The organism is Geomonas paludis (assembly GCF_014193585.1).
In the GTDB taxonomy this organism is placed as follows: domain Bacteria; phylum Desulfobacterota; class Desulfuromonadia; order Geobacterales; family Geobacteraceae; genus Geomonas; species Geomonas paludis.
The window spans coordinates 71,010-91,355 of the sequence record NZ_BLXY01000005.1; the positions used below are offsets into that span (position 1 = coordinate 71,010).

At 56.2% G+C, this 20,346-nt stretch carries 9 protein-coding genes; all 9 read left to right on the plus strand.

Annotated elements, in window-relative coordinates:
* Nucleotides 1-51: 51 nt before the first annotated feature.
* The 9 genes from H7687_RS13600 to H7687_RS13640 all read left to right on the plus strand — a co-directional run bounded on the left by H7687_RS13600 (nt 52) and on the right by H7687_RS13640 (nt 20,270).
* Complete coding sequence (locus tag H7687_RS13600) at nt 52-1,002, plus strand: glycosyltransferase family 2 protein (protein WP_183348246.1); 951 nt, start codon at nt 52-54, stop codon at nt 1,000-1,002.
* Nucleotides 995-3,469 (plus strand): glycosyltransferase family 4 protein, encoded by a 2,475-nt coding sequence (locus tag H7687_RS13605; RefSeq protein ID WP_183348248.1) that lies wholly within the window; start codon nt 995-997, stop codon nt 3,467-3,469. Before H7687_RS13600 ends, H7687_RS13605 begins: the two co-directional genes overlap by 8 nt.
* A 266-nt stretch (nt 3,470-3,735) precedes the next feature.
* A complete protein-coding gene (locus H7687_RS13610; protein ID WP_183348250.1) occupies nt 3,736-4,347 on the plus strand; it encodes a carbohydrate binding domain-containing protein in 612 nt (203 codons plus the stop codon).
* Nucleotides 4,348-4,455: 108 nt separating this feature from the next.
* A complete protein-coding gene (locus H7687_RS13615; RefSeq protein WP_183348259.1) occupies nt 4,456-5,499 on the plus strand; it encodes a radical SAM protein in 1,044 nt (347 codons plus the stop codon).
* 36 nt (nt 5,500-5,535) lie between these two features.
* The gene (locus H7687_RS13620) at nt 5,536-7,671 is read left to right on the plus strand and encodes a glycoside hydrolase family 99-like domain-containing protein (protein WP_183348268.1); all 2,136 of its coding nucleotides are present in this window, start codon (nt 5,536-5,538) and stop codon (nt 7,669-7,671) included.
* A gap of 26 nt (nt 7,672-7,697) precedes the next feature.
* Complete coding sequence (locus H7687_RS22215; protein WP_183348277.1) at nt 7,698-14,489, plus strand: glycoside hydrolase family 99-like domain-containing protein; 6,792 nt, start codon at nt 7,698-7,700, stop codon at nt 14,487-14,489.
* Complete coding sequence (locus H7687_RS13630) at nt 14,486-16,402, plus strand: alginate O-acetyltransferase AlgX-related protein (RefSeq protein WP_183348279.1); 1,917 nt, start codon at nt 14,486-14,488, stop codon at nt 16,400-16,402. The genes H7687_RS22215 and H7687_RS13630 overlap by 4 nt, the downstream gene beginning before the upstream one ends.
* A complete protein-coding gene (locus H7687_RS13635; protein WP_183348281.1) occupies nt 16,399-18,324 on the plus strand; it encodes an alginate O-acetyltransferase AlgX-related protein in 1,926 nt (641 codons plus the stop codon). The genes H7687_RS13630 and H7687_RS13635 overlap by 4 nt, the downstream gene beginning before the upstream one ends.
* A complete protein-coding gene (locus tag H7687_RS13640; protein WP_183348283.1) occupies nt 18,324-20,270 on the plus strand; it encodes a hypothetical protein in 1,947 nt (648 codons plus the stop codon). Before H7687_RS13635 ends, H7687_RS13640 begins: the two co-directional genes overlap by 1 nt.
* Nucleotides 20,271-20,346: the final 76 nt, after the last annotated feature.

Below are 20,346 nucleotides of genomic sequence, written 5' to 3' on the forward strand. Positions count from 1 at the left end.
TAATCCGGGCTGCAAGCCGGTAATACTGCAGGTGGTGCACAGGGTGCCGTTTTGAGCAAGCCATTGATATCCGTAGTGATGAGCGTCTACAACGGGAAGCGGTACCTGCGCGAAGCGCTGGACAGCATCTTGGACCAGTCCCATCGCGACTTCGAACTGATCGTGGTGGACGACGGCTCGACCGACGGCACGGCGGCCATCCTCGACTCCTGCACCGATCCCCGGCTCAGGATCATCAGGCACGCCAACCAGGGGCTTACCAGGTCGCTGAACCTGGCCATCCGGGAGGCACGCGGCGAGTACATCGCCCGTCAGGATGCCGATGACCGCTCGCTCCCCGGGCGCCTGGCCATCCAGGCCCATTTCCTCGACTCGCACCCAGACATAGCCCTGGTCGGCTCCGCCGTCAAGGTGATCAGCAGCCAAGGGGCGGAGCTCGCCACCTTCCGCCACCCGACCGAGCCGGCCGAGATCGCCACCACCCTGCGCAGCTACAACTGCTTCTGGCACGGCTCCATCATGTTCCGGCGCGACAGTTTCGCCGAGCTGGGAGGCTACGACGAGAGGTTCGTCACCGCGCAGGACTACGACATGTGGCTGCGCTTCAGCGAGCGCCACCCGCTTGCCAACCTCCCCCAGCCCCTTTACGCCTACCGCTTCACCGTCGAATCGGTGACCGTGCAGCGCATGGTGTCGCAGCACCGTCTGGCGGTGCTGGCGCGCCGCTTCGCCGAGGAGCGCGCCGAGGGCGCCCGGACCGGCTGCGCAGACGTCGCAGGCTACCTCGCCGCGCCGCTCACCCTCGCCGAGAGGAGCCAGATCATCAACAACTACAAGCCCTGGTGCCGGCTGCTCCTTAAAAACGGTCTCAGCGGGGAAGCCGCGACGCTTATGACCGCCCTGTTCAGATACCACCCGCGGCTCCTGTTCCGGCTGGTTTTCGCGGTCGCCAAGCCTATGTACACCCCATCGCTGCTCACGAGGTTCCTGGAACATGCCTAAGCTGAAAATCCTCTTCATCTCCCACTCGTCGTACCTGTTCGGCGCCGAAAACTGCGCCCTGTCGCTGATCGAGGGACTGGACCAGGAACGTTTCGAGTCCGCCGTGGTGCTGCCGGGTGACGGCCTGTTCAGGCAAAGGCTCGCCGAGCTCGGCGTCAAGACCCACATCCTGCCGCTGGAATGGTGGGTGAAGAACGAGGGCCGGCTGCTGCACGCGCAGCAGGAGATCCCGCTGGCGCTGGACCGGCTCTTGCGCATCATCGACGAGGAGAAGCCGGACGTCATCCACTCCAACACCTCGGTCGTATGCTGGGGCGCCATCGCCGCCGCCTTGAAGGGGATCCCGCACGTCTGGCACGTGCACGAGATCCTCAACGGCCACCCGAGCCTGCAGGCGATCCTCCCCCTCCCCCTGCTCTACGAATCCATCAGTTTTCTCACCGACCGGGCCGTCACGGTTTCTCAGGCGGTGAGCGACGAGTTGGCCGGGTTCGTGGATCCGGCCAAGGTGCGACTCATCTACAACGGCGTCCCCTGCCATGCTCCCACCGACCCGCACAGGCTGCGCGCCGAACTCGGTGCCTCCCCGGAGCAGCGCATAGCGGTCTGCGTCACGTCGCTGCAGAAATACAAGGGAGTGGACAACCTGGTAGCCGCAGCAGCCAAGGCCTGCGCGCGGGATGAACGGCTGCTGTTCGCCATAGCGGGCAGCGGCTCTCCCGAGGCGGTCGCGGAACTGCGCCAGCAGGTGAAGGATCTCAACATCGAGGGCAAGGTGTTCCACCTGGGCTTCCGCAACGACGTCGCCGACATACTGGCCGGCTCCGACCTCTTCGTGCTCCCCTCGAACAAGGAGGCCTTCCCCCTGGTGGTCCTCGAGGCGATGTCGCACGGCAAACCGGTGGTCGCGACGGATTGCGGCGGGACGCGCGAGATGGTGCTCGAAGGAGAGACCGGCTTCATCGTCGCCGTGCAGGATCCGGAGGCGCTGGCGGACAAGATCGTGGAGCTCTGCGGCGATCCGGCACGCGGCGCCGCCATGGGCGAGGCAGCCCGCAAACACTACTGCGACAACTTCACCATCGAGCGCTACGTGGAAACCTTCGCGAGCCTCTACAGCGAACTCTCCGGCATGAAGAAGTCGCCGCTCAACTCCAGGCAGGCCTCGCTTTTGAACTGCTTCATCGAGGCTTATCTCGAGCACCTGAAAACAATGCGGGTGATCCCGAATCTCGAACAAGAACTCACCCTGCAGAAAAGGCAATTTGCCGAAATAAGCGTCCAGCTCTCCCGGCAGCAGGAGGCCCTGCTGGCGTGCGAGCGGCAGAAGACGGCCCTGGCGCAGGAGCACGCGGAGCAACTCCTGTCACTGGCCAGAGCCACCGAGGACAAGCACACGCATCTCGAGGCGCGCCTGGCGAACAAGAAGATCGAGAAGGCGGGCCTTAAGGAGCAGCTGAACGACCTGGCCAACGAACTGACGCTCGCGGACGAACTGCGTGCCGAACTGGAAAGGTACCTCGACTATCGCTCCACGGAGCTGGAAAGCCGGGACGAACGGATTCGGCAGATGGAGTTGGAGCTAGCCGACCGTTCGGTGCTGCAGGCCAAGTTGGAGGCAGGGCTGCTGCAGCGGGAGGCTGAGCTCACCGCGTTGGCGGAGCACAGCGCAGAGCTAAAAGCCGACCTCGATGCAGCCGAGGCGGTACGCGCAGACGTCGCCGCCAGCCTCGAGCAGGCCACGGCAGAGCTTGTGGCGCGCGACGAGCACATCCGGCAGATCGAGGAACATCTTGCCGAGGAGTCCAGGCGGGTAGCCGAAGGGTTGAAGCGGCAGGAGGAGGCGCGGCAGACGCAGCTCGAACTGGAAAGTGAGCTGGGCTCGAAGGGCTCTGAGATCACCGAACTGAGCGAGCGCCTGCTCCAGGCCGAGGAGCAGGCGCGGCGGACCCGGATCGAACTGGAGGGGATGCTGCGATCGAAGGATGTCGAGATCGGCGGACTGCAACAGCGCCTGCGTCAGGTCGAGGAGGCGATGCTGCAGGAGCAGGAGCGGGTCGCTGAATTTGTGGCGCTGCACGAGCGCAGCGTTGCCGCGGCAGAGCAGCAGAGGGGGGCGCTAGAGGAACGTCTGCAGCAGCAGAGCGTCCGCATTCAGGAGCAGGAGCAGCGCAACCGCCAGGCAATGGAGGAACTTGCCCGGCAGAGTGCCATGGCCCAGGACCATATCGCTGCCCGGGAAGAGACCATCCAAAACCTGGGCGAGACGCTGGAACAGGCTGCGCACCGGCTCAAGGCCGCGGAGGAGGAACTGGCACGGGCAAGAAGAGCGCAGCAGGAACAAAAGGCGGGTTACGAGGCGCTACTGCAGGAAAGGGAACAAAGGGTGGAGGATCTTTTGAACTCGCTCAGTTGGAAAGTCACGGGACCGCTCAGGAAGGCGTACGACCTGGTGCGGGGGAGGTAGCGGCCTCGCGCGTCCGCAGCACCTGGCAGCCGTCCCAGAGAATGCTACCGACAATGGGCCTTAGCTGGCCTGCCTGTGCCGATTGTATCAGCTGGAGAGCAATCACCATAGTTGTCAGGCAGTATGAGAATGTTTGCGATATAGGGGATGTATGTATTCAATAATGCCCATATTCCGACAGGCACCTCGGCCAACAGCAACTTGTTTTTTTGCGAAAAAAGGCATATAAAATCTTTTTTAACACTCAGTCAAAAGGAGCAACTTCAATGAGGATTAAGGCAAGCACACAAACAGTAGCCGCTATACTGACAGCGACTGTCTTTCTGACTGCGGCTGTTTCCGCGCAGGCCCAGCAAACTGCGAAGAAGTCTACCGTTGCTCCCCCTGCTGCACCAGCGGCAACCGGTGCGGTAGTGAATAAATACGATTTCGAGGCCGGGGTTGCCGGCTGGTCGGCCCCGGCCAAAACCATCAGCATCGCAACCGTCACCAATCCCAAGAAAAGCGGCAAGTCTAGCCTTAAAGTTAGCGGCACTTCCTCCAGTGGCCTGTATAACTTCGCAGCGTCGCCCCGAATCGCCCTCCAACAGGGGAAACAGTATCAAGTCTCCGCTTGGCTGTATGTCAAGAGCTGGGACACACCCCTTAGGCCCCCGACTCTGAAGATAGGTATCTACAAGGATGGTAAATGGATAAGCAACGCCTTTAGCCACAGCTATGATTTAAAAAAGAAAAATGTGTGGCAAAAGTCTACTCTCGTAGTGACAGTTCCCACAGGTGGCTCCATGGCTGGTTCCATCTCGATAGAGAAGGGAACTCAGGACGCGATTAAGGGTGAAGTATGGGTAGATGATGTAGTTCTGCAAACGATGAAATAAAGGCTACCGAGCGTCGGTGCCAGAGGACAAGACGCGTCTTCATTATGAGTTCTGCTGAACGATGCCTACGCGAAAGACGCTGTTTAAAGTTGGACCCGGGAGATTGCGATGACAAGTTTTTTCTGCCCCCACCCATTTGCCTTCATGGAATTCTCGTTAGGAGGCAATGTATTCTGTTGCTGTCCGGCACATGTTCAGCGTCCTCTAGGAAACTTGCGAGAACAAACCATTGATGAAATCTGGAATGGCGAAGTCGCTCAGAAAATGAGACATGAGATTATTAACCATAGGTGGGAGGCTGTCTGCAAGCCGTCCTGCCCGGTGGTTCAGGAATATTTGTATAAAGGAAAGGTGCGAAATCTAGGGTCATTTGTCAGTAACACAGAAGTTCTCGATCGGATTACCCAGCACATCAACAACAAGGAAACAGAATTAAAAACTCTTCCTACAGTATTCAACTTTGCAAATACAACCACATGCAATATAAATTGCATAATGTGCTCTTGCAAGAAGGCACCTGCAGAACCAGAGCTGCTCGAAAAAAGCGTCGAATACGTCAATAGCCATCTCGCCACAACAAGCAGGATCGTTCTAACAGGATCGGGCGACCCTCTCGCCTGTGCCACCATTAGAAAATTGCTGACAGGCAACGACCACACAACACCCTCAACCGACACAAAATTTACCCTCCTCACCAACGGATTGCTCCTGCCGAAATACTGGGATGCTATCAAGCACAATTCTTTTTCAACTATAGATGTATCTGTTGATGCAGGGACCGCCGAAACATACGAGATGATAAGACGCAACGCTAGATGGTCTGACTTAAATGAAGCCTTAAGACTCATTAGCGACAACAGGTCAAAATTCAACAGCGTCGGCATCAACATGACGGTAATGAAGGAAAATTATGCAGAAATCCCTCAGTTCATTGAGCTTGGGATCAAGTATGACATACCAGTTCGCTTCAATGAGGTCAGAACCGCAGGTGATCTGGACGCTGAATCAAATATATTCAGCAATCAAGACGGTCATCATTTCAAAAATTTCTTAACAGTAATCGCTAGAGCACAGCAAAAGGAGTACCCAGTTGCAGTTAACTGGGGGAACCTTTTGCAGTACGCACGCAATGCTAGCGCGCACGCTCAATAAAAAGACCTGAAGACACAAGCCTTCCTTGAGGAAACAATGACGAAAGCTCGTCTTATCGCGCTCTACCTCCCCCAATTCCACCCGATCCCCGAGAACGACGAATGGTGGGGTCCCGGGTTCACCGAATGGACCAACACCGTTAAGGCAAAGCCCCTGTTCATCGGGCACCAGCAGCCTAACCTCCCGGCAGACCTCGGATTTTACGACCTGCGCCTCCCCGAGTCGAGGGAGGAGCAGGCGAACCTTGCGCGCGAGTACGGCATCGAAGGGTTCTGTTACTGGCACTACTGGTTCGGCGGCGGCAAGAGGCTTCTGGAGCGCCCGTTCCGCGAGGTGGTGCAGTCGGGCAAGCCGGACTTCCCGTTCTGCCTGGCCTGGGCCAACCACACCTGGTCCGGGGTCTGGCACGGCTGCCCGGACCGCATCCTTATCGAGCAGACCTATCCCGGCGTCGAGGACTACACCGCGCACTTCTATCACATGCTGGACGCCTTCCGCGACCCGCGCTACCTCAAGGTGAACGGCAAGAACATCTTCGGGATCTATAAGCCCAAGGACCTGAAGGAGCCCGAGCTGTTCATGAATACCTGGCGCGAGCTGGCCGCCAAGGAAGGGCTCGGCGGCTTCCACTTCGTCGCCATGGTGGACTTCCCGTGGGACCCGGTCCCCGGCGGTTTCGACGCCTACTCCTCCAATCCCCCGGTCGCCATGGTGACCCGGCAGGATGTGCAGCCGCTCAACGAGGAGCTGGAAAAGGAGATCCTCAAGTGGCGCTTCTTCAGCAAGGAAAAGCCCGAGCTGCCGCAGGTCTACTCCTACCAGTCCTTCGTGGAGAACGCCTTCCCGGACAAGACGCTGCGCCGCGATTTCCACCCGTGCGTGGTGCCCAACTGGGATAACACCCCGCGCTCGGGCAAGAACGGCTTCGTCCTGCATGGCTCCACCCCGCAGCTGTACGAGCGGCACCTGGAGGAAGCGGTCGATCTCGTGGAGGACCGCCCTGAAGACGAGCGGGTGATTTTCGTGAAATCGTGGAACGAGTGGGCGGAGACCAACTACCTCGAGCCCGACCTCAGGTGGGGCAACGCCTACCTGGAGGCGACGCTCAGGGCCGTGACGCGGGAGACCGGCGACCGGATCCGGGTTCATTTCGTGAACGTGAGAACCGCGCATCACTCGCCCCACTCCGGCTACGACCGCTTTCTCGACTACATCCCGCATCGCAGGCTTCCCAAAGCCGTGAGCTTCGACGCCGTCAGCGACGCAGAGCGCGAGCGTCTGTACCAGCAGGCAAAGCAGGAGGTGAGCTGGTACAACCCCAGCGACCTGGAGTTGGAAAGCGCGGTGAACGAGCTCGCGCCCGGCAGGCACCGGCACGTCTGCCATTACCTGTACGGCGAGAACTCCCTGTACCACACCGAGCGCTCCCAGGACCCGAACAAGAAGGTCTTCGTCTCCTTCCACCAGCCCCCGGCGGCCCACCAGGAGTTCGTCCGCAACAGGGAACCGCTCAAGAACGTGGACGGCATCGTGGTGGTCGGGACCAACCAGATCCCCTTCTTCTCCCAGTTCGTCGCCCCGGAGAAGATCCATTTCGTACCGCATGGCGTCGATACCGACTTCTTCAGGCCCAATCCTGGACTCAAGAAGGAGGACCGGATCCTGTTCGTGGGGAACTGGCTGAGGGATTTCGACACGCTGGTCGCGGTGTCGAAGCTCCTCGCAGTGAAGGCGCCCGAACTCGTCCTCGACGTGGTTACGCTGGAGCGCAACCGCCCCTATTTCGACGGGTGCTGCAACGTGCGCTTCCACAGCGGCATCCCCGAGGCGGAGCTTCTGGCCAAGTACCAGGAAGCGATGCTCCTCGTGGTGCCGATGAAGGATTGCACCGCCAACAACTCGGTACTGGAAGGAATGGCCTGCGGGCTCCCCATCGTCACCACCGACATCGGCGGCATTAAGGATTATGTGACCGAAGAGAGCGCACTACTATGCAGCCCTGGCGATGCTGACACAATGGCAACAGGGGTAATGACTCTTGTGCGCGCCCCGGAACGGTTGCAGCAGATGGGAAAAGCTTCAAGGGAACGGTCTCTCGATTTCGCGTGGCCGAAAGTATCGCAGATTCTTTATTCCGCCTACGAGACCGCTTTCCGTTCAGACGAACACTAAAAGTTTTTGCCAATGATGAGGTTGAGATGAACATTTGCCTTATTTCTCAAGAGTATCCCCCCGAGACAAACTGGGGTGGGATTGCGACCTATACTCAGGTGCTGGCACGCCAGCTAGTTAAACTTGGCCACAATGTTCATGTGATTGCCCTTGCCGTAGCAGAAGAACATATTACGAGTGACATGGGTGTTACTGTTCATCGTATTTCCAACCGGCCAAAGGATAGCGTGCCCCCCGCACTCATTGAAGAGTTGGGCGCCTACCATGGACTGCTCAACTTTAGCCAGAGGGTGTATGAGGAAGTCAAGGCAATACATGAGACTGAAGAACTCGACCTCATCGAGGCTCCGGAGACGTGTGCACAAGGTCTAATCACTTTCAGACTACTGAAAGGCGTAAAAACTGTTACTCGATGCCACACACCATTTTTCTGGGTCAGGCACCTCAATCTAATGCCTGACACCGAAGAACATCATAACAGGGATCTTCTTGAAGAGTTGCAGACAAAATCTTCTTCGGCTGTTACCTCCCCCACCCTTGCCATGGCTGAGGTCATCAGGGGACGATGGGGAGTTGAAAACATTGTCGTCATTCCAAACTTTTTCAACCTTAAAACTTTCAGTCCTGATACCCAAGTATTAGATACATTGGCTGGACGAGCGTATCTTATTTTCTTTGGGCGGCTCGAGTTCAGGAAGGGAGTACATCTACTAGCTAAAGCTTTGCCCCAAGTCCTGGACAGACATGAAGATTTGACAATGTTGTTCGTTGGCAGCGACTCAATTTATAATTCGCAGTCAATGAAGCAGTATATCTCTGAGCAGCTTAAGGATTACGGCGACCGCATCGTCTTTATTGACAACATTTCGCACGATGCTCTTTACCCGCTCATAGAAAGATCTAGGCTGGTTCTCCTTCCTTCGCTTTGGGAGAACTTTCCCTATGCCTGTTTAGAAGCCATGTCGCTTGGAAAAGCCATAGTTGCTTCAAATGCTGGTGGATTCCCCGAGATAATGGAATCAGGAAAGGAGGGCCTTCTTTGCCCGCCAAACGACGAGTTGGCGTTATCGAAGACAATCATTTCCTCCCTCGAAACCTGCGACCTCGCATCTATAGGTAATAACGCGCGCCATAAGGCGGCCTTATACGATACCGAACTCGTTACCCACCAGATGCTTGAATTTTACGAATCACTTCCGCCTCTTGAGCAACAGGGATCATTCAGCGTTTGCTACATTCTGCGACACTTTCCGCTTCCTTCAGAGACCTTTGTCATAAATGAAATCATAGAACTGCAAAACTGCGGAGTTGATGTACATCCAGTTTCCATCTTTGCGCCTGAAGCATGCCACTCTGGGCTGATGACGAAAATAAAAAGGAACACATACGATGTATCATCGGTCGATTGTGGGCGTACGGCCCAGAGGGAAACTCTTGAGAAAGCATCAGCACTTGCGAAAGAATATCAAGTTTCAGAGTGGCTTGCCCCGATAACTGCGTGTGTTGCGGACTTCGTTGTGGCGAACAAATTCGCGCTGATACACGCGCATTTTGCAACGGAGTCTGCACTTGTCGCTTTGATGGTACACAAGATCACGGGAATACCTTTTTCGTTCACGGCTCATGCGTATGACATTTTTATTGAAAACTCAGGAGCACCCGGCGAGACACTAGGCAACCGGTTGGCGCTCCTGGTTCAACACGCTGCGCATGTTGTTACAATCTCCGAATTTAACAAATCCCATATTCTAAAGAAGGTAGGGGCACAGAACCGCGGGAAGATTTCAGTTATACATTGTGGCATAGACACTGAAGCTTTTTCCCCGGCGACACGCCTTTGTCATGAAGGTTATAACATCCTGTGTGTAGGGCGTTTTGTAGAGAAAAAGGGACATCAATTCTTAATTCGTGCGTTTGCCGATGTTGTACAACACAATCCTGCAGCCAGGCTCAGACTGATCGGAGCCGGACCATTGCTGGACGAGATTTCTCGACTCAGCGTGGAGCTGGGCATTGAGAATAATGTTGATTTCCTTGGCAGCGTCTCGTCAGATGTCGTTCAAGACGAGATGAAAAAAGCCGACGTTTTTGTTCTCCACTCTATTACCGCAACAAATGGAGACATGGAGGGTATTCCGGTTTCTTTGATGGAAGCTTTAGCTATGGGGCTCCCAGTCATCTCTACATTTACATCTGGGATTCCTGAGCTGGTAATCGACAAGGAGACTGGATTACTGACAACTGAAAAAGACATCGAAGGTCTTACGAAATGTGTCCTGGAAATAATGTCAAACGACCGGGATAGCGGACGTATGGGGTTAAGGGGCAGAGAACTTGTCTCCAAGGCTTTCAACCTTTCCACAGAAGCGAGGAAACTCCGTAACCTCTTCGATGAGCTCGTCACCCGCAACCTTCCAACTGTTTCAGTAATCGTTCCTGTTTACAACGGTGCGGATACACTTGAATTGTGCCTTACTTCCCTCTCGCAGCTATCCTACCCTCCTAACAAACTGGAGGTAATCGTCGTAGACAACGGTTCTACGGACTCAAGCCTTGAAATAGCGCAGAAATTCCAGGTAAAAGTCATCCAGGAAACCTCGTTCAAAAGCTCTTACGCTGCAAGAAATGCCGGCATCCGTATAGCTAAAGGTGACTTGATAGCTTTTACTGATGCTGATTGCATAGTGACTCCTGAATGGATCTGCCGTCTGGTTTCACAATGGGGAGACGCGACAGCCGGGTGCTTTGCAGGGGAGATAGAAGCATACAAACCGCAAGACTTGATAGAGATCTTCTCGGACCGTGCCGGGATCCTACGGCAAAATGGTACCCTCACCTGCCCTTACTTGCCTTACACACAGACTGCCAATACAGCATACCGAAAAACGGTTTTCGAGAAGGTGGGGTTGTTCGTACCAGAAATGACTTCAGGCGGAGATGCGGACATTGCGTGGAGAATGCAAAAACAGCTCGGACTGAAAATAGCCTTCATCCCGGAAGCATTGGTCTACCACAAGCATCGCACCTCATTGGAAGGACTCTTCCGGCAGTTTAAAAAATATGAAGAAGGCAAGATGTTTTGGGGAAAATTGTACTCTGACTACGTGCTGCCTACCGCGAAAGAAAGGGAGGATCAGCTCTCCTACTGGACCGGCGAAATTAAGAACAGACTTGATAAAGACACCGCTCGCTTTATCAGCAGCAACATCGATCTTGCAGAACTACTGTCGCCATTTTTCAGATATCTGATGGCTTTAGGTACGTATAAAGCGCAGATAGATGCTCTTAACGACTCCGACCATACATCAAAGATCAAAGCGTCCGTTGTTATATGTACATACAATCGCTCGAAGTTACTGTCTGAGTCATTGAAAGCGCTAGAGCAGCAACAATTTGAAGCATTGCAGTATGAAATCGTGGTGGTCGACAACAACTCGTCCGACGACACCCGTGCGGTTACCGAACAGGCGGCAGCTTCCTCCGAGGTCGCCATAACGTACGTCTTCGAAGGGAGGCAGGGCCTCTCCTTCGCGCGCAACGCGGGCATCGAGAATGCCGCGGGCGAGGTCGTCGCCTTCGTGGACGACGACATCGACGCCGAACCGGGCTGGCTCGCGGCCATCGTGGCGGCCTTCGCCGACAGCAAGGTCGCTTGCGCGGGTGGGCCGATCCGGCCGGTATGGCCGTCGGAGCGCCCGGAGTGGCTCACCGACGACTGGGTCCCCTACCTCACTATCAACGAGTTTGACGCGGCCAGAAAGGCCGGTTCGTTCACCTGGCCCGACACACCCTGGGGCGCCAACATCTCGTTCAGAAAGAACGTCTTCGACAGCATCGGGCTTTTCCCCACCAACCTGGGCCGCATCGGCAGCTCCCTGCTTTCCAACGAGGAAGTGAACATCTGCAAGAAGATTGCTCAGGCGGGCCTGCGCATCGCCTTCGCGCCCGAAGCGGTGATCCACCACAAGATCGACCCGCACCGCGTCACCAGGCAGTGGTTCTACCATCGCACCTACTGGCAGGGGAGATCCGACGCCATCCTGGACGCTAACTCCCAGAGCGGCAACTACGACGGCATCTGCCAGCGCCTGCGCCGCTATCTTGAGGTCGCCGCCAAGGAAGGCGCGGTTTCGTTCACCGCGCGCTGCGCCAGGAAGATCGCCATCGGCTACCTCTTCGAGTTCGCCTTCGCAGGGCAGCAAGAGCGGAGCGTCCCGGCCCTCAGGGCGATCAGCCGCTACATTGATCAGTTGCAGGCGGTGCCGCAGCTAGCCGCGGCCGCGGCATCGCTGCCGGAGGGGGCCTCCGACCTGCTCGGGAAGTCCATCCTGGTAGTCGATTACGAGGTGCCGCAGTTCGACAAGTATGCCGGGTCGCGCACCACCTTCATGTACCTGAAGCTCCTGGCGGAGCTGGGCCTCAAGGTGTACTTCCTCCCCGATGATTTCGAACAGAGGGAGCCCTACTCCACCACGCTTGAGGATTTAGGCATCACCGTCCTGCAGGGGGAGTGGTACCGGGAAAACTGGCAGCGCTGGGTCGTCGATCATCGCAGCGAGCTCGACTACGTCCTCTTCAATCGCCCCAACATCACCGTCTCCTACATCGACTTCGTCAAGGCCCATACTGACGCGGTGATCCTGTTCCAGGGGCACGACCTGCACTACCTGAGGCTGTCCCGCAAATACGAGGTGGACGGCGACCCGGAGACCTTGCAGGAGGCGGAAACATACCGGGAGATCGAGTTCGAGATCATCGAGAAGTCCGACGCCACTCTGACCTACAGCGAGTACGAGCGGCAGGTCCTGGCCGATCTGTTGCCGGGTGAGAGGATCCACGCCGTCCCCCTCTTCTTCTACGACGACTTCCCCGCAGAGCGACTGAGCTTTGCCGGCCGCAAGGACATCATGTTCGTGGGTGGCTGCGGCCACAAGCCGAACCTCGACGCCATCCTCTGGTTTGCGCGCGAGATCTTCCCCAAGGTGCTGGCCCAGGTCCCCGACATGGTGCTGCACGTCATCGGCACCTACCCTCCCCAGGAAGTGAGGGATCTGGCCTGCGACAACATCCGCATCCACGGCCACGTGAGCGAACAGGAACTCGAGGAATACTACCGTCAGATCAGGATGGTCGTGATTCCCTTGCGCTTCGGCGCCGGGGTCAAAGGGAAAACCGTGGAAGCGCTGCGAAACGGGGTGCCGATGGTATCCACGGCGATCGGCCTCGAAGGCATCCCGGGCATCGACGCCGTGAGCCGCCCTGCCGACCGTGCGGAGGATTTCGCCCAGGCTGTGGTGGCTCAGTACCAGGACGAGAAAAGCCTGGAGTTGACCAGCGCGCTGTACCGCGAGTTCGCCAGGGTGGCCTTTCATTCATCCGCAGCCAAGAGGACACTGGCGGACATCCTCGTGGGGGTGCCGCTCAAGGAGCGCCCAGCCCCGCACCAACCGGAAACGGAGAACGCCATGCCGCGCCTTATCGCCATGTACCTGCCCCAGTACCACCCGATCCCGGAAAACGACGAGTGGTGGGGCAAAGGCTTCACCGAGTGGCGCAACGTCGCCAAGGCGAAGCCGCTCTTCAAGGGGCACTACCAGCCCCATGTCCCCGCCGACCTGAGCTTTTACGACCTGCGCCTGGAAGAAACCCGCATCGCCCAGGCGGAACTGGCCCGCCAGTACGGTGTGCACGGCTTCTGCTACTACCATTACTGGTTCAACGGCAGGAGGCTCCTGGAAACGCCGCTGGAGGCGATGCTCAAGTCGGGCAAGCCGGACTTCCCGTTCTGCGTCTGCTGGGCAAACGAGAACTGGACCCGGCGCTGGGACGGCGAGGAGCAGAACGTCCTGATGAAGCAGGTCTACAGCGAGGAGGACGACCGCAACCACATCAGGGACCTGTTCCGCGTCTTCGAGGACCCGCGCTACATACGCGTGAACGGCAAGCCCATGTTCCTGGTCTACCGCACCGAGAACATTCCCGATCCGGCAGCGACGGCGCGCATCTGGCGCGAGGAAGCGCGCGCCGCCGGCATCGGCGAACTGTACCTGGTGCGGGTGGAGAGCATCGGCACCTGCGATCCCGCGTCCATCGGTTTCGATGCAGCGCTCGAGTTCGCGCCCGACTGGCAGAAGAAGGGTCCGCGGATCATGCCTGAGCAGGATACCAAGCTGCCGGGTCTGGACCTTTTGAACGAGGTCTACCGCAACAACTACGTGCACCACTACGACAATCTGGCCGACGAGATGATGGCGAAGCCCGGCGTCCCCTACAAGAGGTTCCGCTGCGTCACCCCCTCGTGGGACAACTCGGCGCGGCGCCAGGAAGGAGCCAACATCTTCGTGGGTTCCACCCCCGATAAGTACCGCCAGTGGCTGGAGCACGTCTTGTCGTTCACCAGGCAGCGCTTCGGCGGCGACGAAAGAATAGCCTTCGTGAACGCCTGGAACGAATGGGCCGAGGGCAACCATCTGGAGCCGGATCAGAAGTTCGGCAGGGCCTATCTCGAAGCCACCAAGAGCGCGCTCGACGGGGTGTATGAAGTGCCCGTGCAGCCGGCCGCGGTACAGGAGGTGGATCTGTCCCAGTACCAGCACGAGGTGCTCGCCCTGCAGCAGCAACTGGCAGCGGTGCAAAGGGAGAAAGAGGAACTGGAGAGAGCCGCGGCCCTGCTCAAGGAACAGTTGGCGGCAAGGGACGAGTTGGTCGCGGCGCGGGAAGCCCGCATCGAGGACCTCCTGCACTCGGCCAGCTGGAAAGTGACCGAGCCGCTCAGAAAAGCGTACGAAGTCGCGCAGAAGATGCAGGGGAAAAAATGAGATGCCCCCTTCTCGCGACCGCACTGCTTGTCGTCGTCACGTTGTGGTGCTGCCTGTGCTATGCCTCGGACAGCGCCACGGCGGCTGACGCCGGGCAGACGGTAATAGAAGGAGTTCTCACCCAGGTCTCTAAACTACCTAAGGCAGCAAGCAACCCCTACCCCGACTGCTACTACACCGCGATTGTAGATTTGCACCAGATCGTGGCAGGGAAGAGCGTCCCCCAAAGGATCATACTGGTCCTGCCCGGTTTCTTCGGCAGGAAGTATGCTCCGGAATCGGGTTATAAAACTGGAGACAAAATAAGGGCAACTGTGGTGCCGTTCAGTTCCATGCCCGATACAGTAAAACAGACGCAGCAAGCCGATGAAATCGAGGATGTGGATCTCAATTTCTTCTTCCCCCAGCAAATCTCACTGATCAATGCCTATACCGGGGTCGTCCGACTCCCTTCCTTTGCGAAAAAAAATGACAACAACCATGAAGTATCCGTCAGCAAGAACCGTGGGAACAATGTCACCAATGAGCGAAAGGAGCAGATACAAAAGGATCTGCTAGAGATCAATCAACAGCTTGCAGCAAATGGGGGAGATTGGGACAAGTGGTACGCCTCCTATAAAGGATTCCGCGAACAGTACAAAGTGCAGTTTGACGCCAAGGCGTCACGGTGGATCGGACAGAGCTTTTTCAGTGCCGGCCGTCTTGGGCGGGACAAAATCTACAGCAAGGAATTCGTTGCATCCATCATCGACCTCAAAAATTACTTGGCCGCACGGAATGTTGACCTTATCGTCGTCAGGATTCCTGCCAAAGGGGAGATTGTAGAAGATCTTTTTGTACCATTGCCAACAAAGCAGACAAGCAACCCATACCTGCTGAAAATGTATAAGGAGCTTCTAGAGGCTGATGTTGAAATAATCACCGACGTGGTTCCACGCGCCAAAAGCACCCGGATGAAATTCCCACTCATGTACTACTACCAGGACTTTGCCGAGATCCATCCTGCTGAAGGAATGGCATGGGTTGTAGCTGAGGCTTTTAGCGAACGTGTGGAAAGGTATGGTGAACCGGCTCATCAAAAGAAGAACTTCCTCCTCGGCAAAGCACCAGACAAGTTCAAGTGGCCTGAGGGGCACCCCGGCTTTGATCCCGCTGAAAATGTACTTTTCTCGACAGTAACCGACACGCTTGGAAAGCCGCTGAGCCTGACACAGGGGAATGAGTCACCAGTCCTCATACTCGGCTCCTCCTTTATCGCGTTTCCGTCTCTCACAAAAGGAGGAAGCATCCCCCATTACTTCGCTTATCTCACCGGAATTGTCCCGGACATACTGCACCGAAGCGGAGGCGACCGTATGATGCTCCGCAGTGTCGCTCGCGAAGGAAAGGGCTTTTTGGAGAAAAGGAAGGTATGCCTGTTCCCATTTACTCCCGGAACCGCCTATGAGGCTCTCGCTCCGCTGCCCGTCTTCGACCCCCACGGCAGCCCCAAAACTCTTCTTGCCGCTTTTACGGGGCCTGGCCTACGCGAGGCAGTGAAGCTCGATCCGAAGGCTGCGGAAGGAACCTTTTCCTTTTTATCTGACGGAACTCTGCGAATAGCCCCGGTCATCAAAGGTAAAGGAACATCTGGAACTTTTACGGTAGATATACCCGCGGAGGTTGCGAAGTTCTCAAGGTTCACGATGGAATTGGAGTTTTCCAGTAAGGATCTTACGACAGTAACAGCGAAGTATGCCGGACAGACGGATTCCACAATAAGAAGCGATACACAACTGGCGAATAATGATCTTTTCGGGTTCTTCTTTGAAGGCCAGACGCCGGTAGAGATCGGCATAGAGGGTAACCGCAATTTTGTGAGAGCGGTTTCTATTAAGGCAATCAGATTCTACGGGGTTACCTCTGTAAAATGAAAGAACTCCCTGTCCTCAAAACCGCGGCTATGAAGCTTGTATTGGCAATCTTCATTTGTGTGTCGACATGCGCTCTGGCAGCTAATACGCCAAAACCTGACGGGACTGAAGTTTCGGTCGTCGAAGGGACATTGATCCAGGTCTCAAAGCTCCCCCAGGCTGACAGGAATCCCTACCCCGACTGTAACTTCACGGCAGTCCTCGAAATTCAACGCATCACCGCCGGCAAGAGCATTCCGAAAAAGGTGATCCTGGTGCTACCGGGCTTCGTTGCCAGACAGTACACCTCCGAAGCTGGATTTAAGACGGGCGATCTGGTAAGGGCGACTATCGTGCCCTTTGCGTCGATGCCGGATAGGATCAAGCAGACGCAGCAGGCCGACGAGGTAGAGGACGTTGATCTGGAATTCTTTTTCGCAAGGCCCATTGTTAAGATCAGCGCTTTCCAGCCCGTTAAAGAGAAGCTCTCCTTTACCGATAGACGCGACAGCTCAGACCAAATCGTCAGCGAGATAAAGGATCCTGCGGCGGCCACGGAAAGACTGCGGCAGATGCGTGAGGACCTCCGGCATATCAATGAGGAACTGACCAAGCACGGCGGAGACTGGGACTACTGGTATGAGTCCCTTAATCGCTTTAGGGCGCAGTACAAAAAGAAGTACGACGAAAAAGCACAGCTATGGGTTGGAGACAGCTACTTTAGCGCCGGGCAAAATGAGTATGGAAAAGGCTACAGCCGGGATTTCGTGTCTTCTTTGGTTGCCTTCAACAAGTACCTGAAGGACAGAAACGTTGACCTTATCGTAGTGCGGGTTCCTCAGAAAGGTGAAATCGTCGACGATCTTTTCACTGACGCTCCAACAGATCAAATAAGCAACCCATATTTGCTCCGCCTGTACAAGGAGTTGTTGGATGCAGACGTCGAAGTCGTCGTAGACGAAGTACCTCGACTGAAGAAGGCACGGATGAGCTTCCCGTTGATGTATTACTATCAAGATTTTACGGAGGAACATCCCGCAGAGGGAGCCGCCTGGGTTATAGCCGAGATGATTTCAGAGCGACTGCAAAGGTATGACTCCATCAGGAAGAGCCCTAAGGTGCCCCTGAAACGGGAGAAAGTGTCACTGCAAACTGGCGGCTTCAAGTGGCCTGCGGGCAACTCCAAATTTAAACCGACCGAGCCGGTGACCTTCTACTCCATCTCAAGTGATCAGTTGCCCTTGTTGAAGCAGGGCAACAACTCCCCTGTCCTGGTCGTCGGCTCTTCGTTCATCGGGAGCCCGTCATTCGAGCGCGGCGGTAATATCCCCGCTTACATGGCCTACCAAACGGGGGTCATTCCAGACGTTCTGTACCGCGAAGGGTCCAACGCTACCATCCCGCGGACCATAGCACGTGAAGGTGATGCCTTTCTAAAACACCGCAGCGTGTGTGTGTTCCCTCTGGTTCCGTGGGCCATTCACTTACCGCTTGACCTGCCCCCGCTGGTTAACCCCGCTACAAAAGGAAAAGTGCTGCTGTCCAGTCATTCCGGCAACGACTTGAGGAAAATCATCCGTTTTGCGGAGGGAACGGCGGCAAACGTTTTCAGATATACCTCCGACGGCAGCCTGACGGTCCACTCTCGAAGCAAAGACACTAGAGCTGCCGGTGACTTCACCGTGGAGTTGCCCGAAGCTATCACAAGGTTCCCTTATTTCATGATCTCCATTGAAACTACCACCAAAGATGCGGCAGCAATCAAGGTTACTTACGCCAAGCAGAACGATCACGTACATAAGAGCTATACACAGACCAACCTGGAGGAGTTCTTTGTCTTTCGGAGTGAGGTCGCTTCTGGCAATGCAGTGTTCAGCATAGGAAATATCCGACCGGACACCCCTATGACTATCAGGTCGATACAAATCTACGGATTGAAATAATGCTAAAAACTTTGGGCTTCAAAGGCATCTTAGGGTTCTTCATAATCAGCCTCACCGTCATCTCAGTTGCGCATGCTTTTGTGAATGAAAGGAATGAGGGTTCTTTTGTTGAAGGAACCTTGATACAAGTTTCAAAGCTCCCACTGGCTGACAGGAATCCTTACCCAGATTGTAACTTCACCGCCACCCTTGAAGTCCATCGAATAAATCTGGGGGGAAGTATTTCAAAAAAGGTTATCCTGGTCCTGCCCGGTTTTGCCGGAAGGAAGTACACACCGGAAGCAGAACTGAAGGCAGGCGATAAGATAAGCGCCAGCCTGGTCCCCTTTGCCTCGATGCCGGAGACGGTACAACAGACGCAGCAGGCGGATGAGGTGGAGGATGTTGACCTCTCTTCTTACTTCGCCAAAGACATAAAGGTCATCAAGAGCTTCACCCCGGGAGATACTCCGGTTCCTTTCGCTAACAGTGCCCTACCGGCCAAGTCAGCGCCAGTTGTTGCCGTTGTTGATTCTGAAGCACAAAAGGCGAGACGAGCTCAGATGCAGCGGGACCTGGAAGATATCAGGCTGTTGCTGGAAAAAAATGGTGGCGACTGGGACAAATGGTACGGCTCCCTGGAACCCTTCAGGATCGCCTATAAAAAGCAATACGAGGCCAAGGCCCAGCAGTGGGTGGGTGACAGCTTTTTCAGCGCGGGCTACCTGGACAACAGCAAAATTTACAGCGACGACTTTGTCAAATCTATCGTCGGCCTCAAGAACTACCTCGCCGCCCGCAACGTCGATCTGATCCTGGTGCGAGTGCCAAACAAAGGCGAGGTCGATTACGACCTTTTCGCGCCTCCCCCCAAAGACCAGGTGTCGAACCCGTACCTGCTGAAACTGTACAAGGAGTTGCTGGAGGCCGACGTCGAGATCGTCACCGGCATTGTCCCCAAAGCCAGGCGTGATCGCCTCAAATACCCCCTGATGTACTGGTACCAGGACTTCGAGCAGAACCACCCCGCTGAGGGTGTCACGTGGGTCATTGCAGAAGAACTGGCCCAGCGCCTGCAAAGATACAGCCGTATCAATGCGCTCCCCCGCGCCACCTTCCGGACCGGTACCGCATCGACGGCTGAAGACTGGATCCATTTCAAATGGCCGGCCGGCAACGCTAAATTCAACAGCGACGACTACGTCAGGTTCACGACGGTGGTCGATGACAAAGGGAATCCGGTGGTGATCCAAAAGGGCAACAGCTCTCCCATAGTGGTACTTGGCTCGTCCTTCATCACGGCACCTTCAATTGCAAAGGGCGCCAGCATCCCGAGCTACCTCGCCTATCTCACCGGAGTCGTGCCGGACATGCTGCAAAGGCGCGACGGCGACTTCATGATGCCGCGCCTGATCGCACAGGAAGGAGACGCTTTTCTGCGGAACAGGGTCGTCTGCGTGTTTCCGTTCGTGCCCTGGGTTGCCCACAAGTCTCTGGCCCAACTCCCCGTGTTCGACACCCAGAACTCCGCCAAGGCCTTGCTGGCCACCTTTACCGGCCCGGGCCTGCAGACGGCGCTGGATGCGGGATCTGTGCAGGAGATGCCGAAGGTCTCATACTCACAAGGGGGTAGCCTTCAGGTCCAGCCGTATGACGAGAAAGGCGTCACATCGGTTACCTTCCGCCTGAAGCTGCCGGAGGCTCTGAGGAAGTACTCTCATTTCGCGGTGGGCATCACCTTCGCGAGCAAGGACTTCACCGGGGTCAAAGTGACCTACGGCAAGCAAATGGACAGTATCAAGCGGTCCGGCCTGGCTGCCGAGGAACTCTTCGGTTTCAACACCACGCCTGAAGCCACACTATCTTTCGACGTCGTCGCCGATAAATTCAAGAAGGTCCCTGCCGAAATCACAGGAGTAAGAGTTTATGGCGTAGAACAGCCGGTGTACTACAAGACAGGTCAGTAAGAAGTTGCTGTCTCACTGGCTGGCAGTTCTCCCACTATTTTGAAGTAGCTTTTGGATCAATATGCATGTAGTTTCT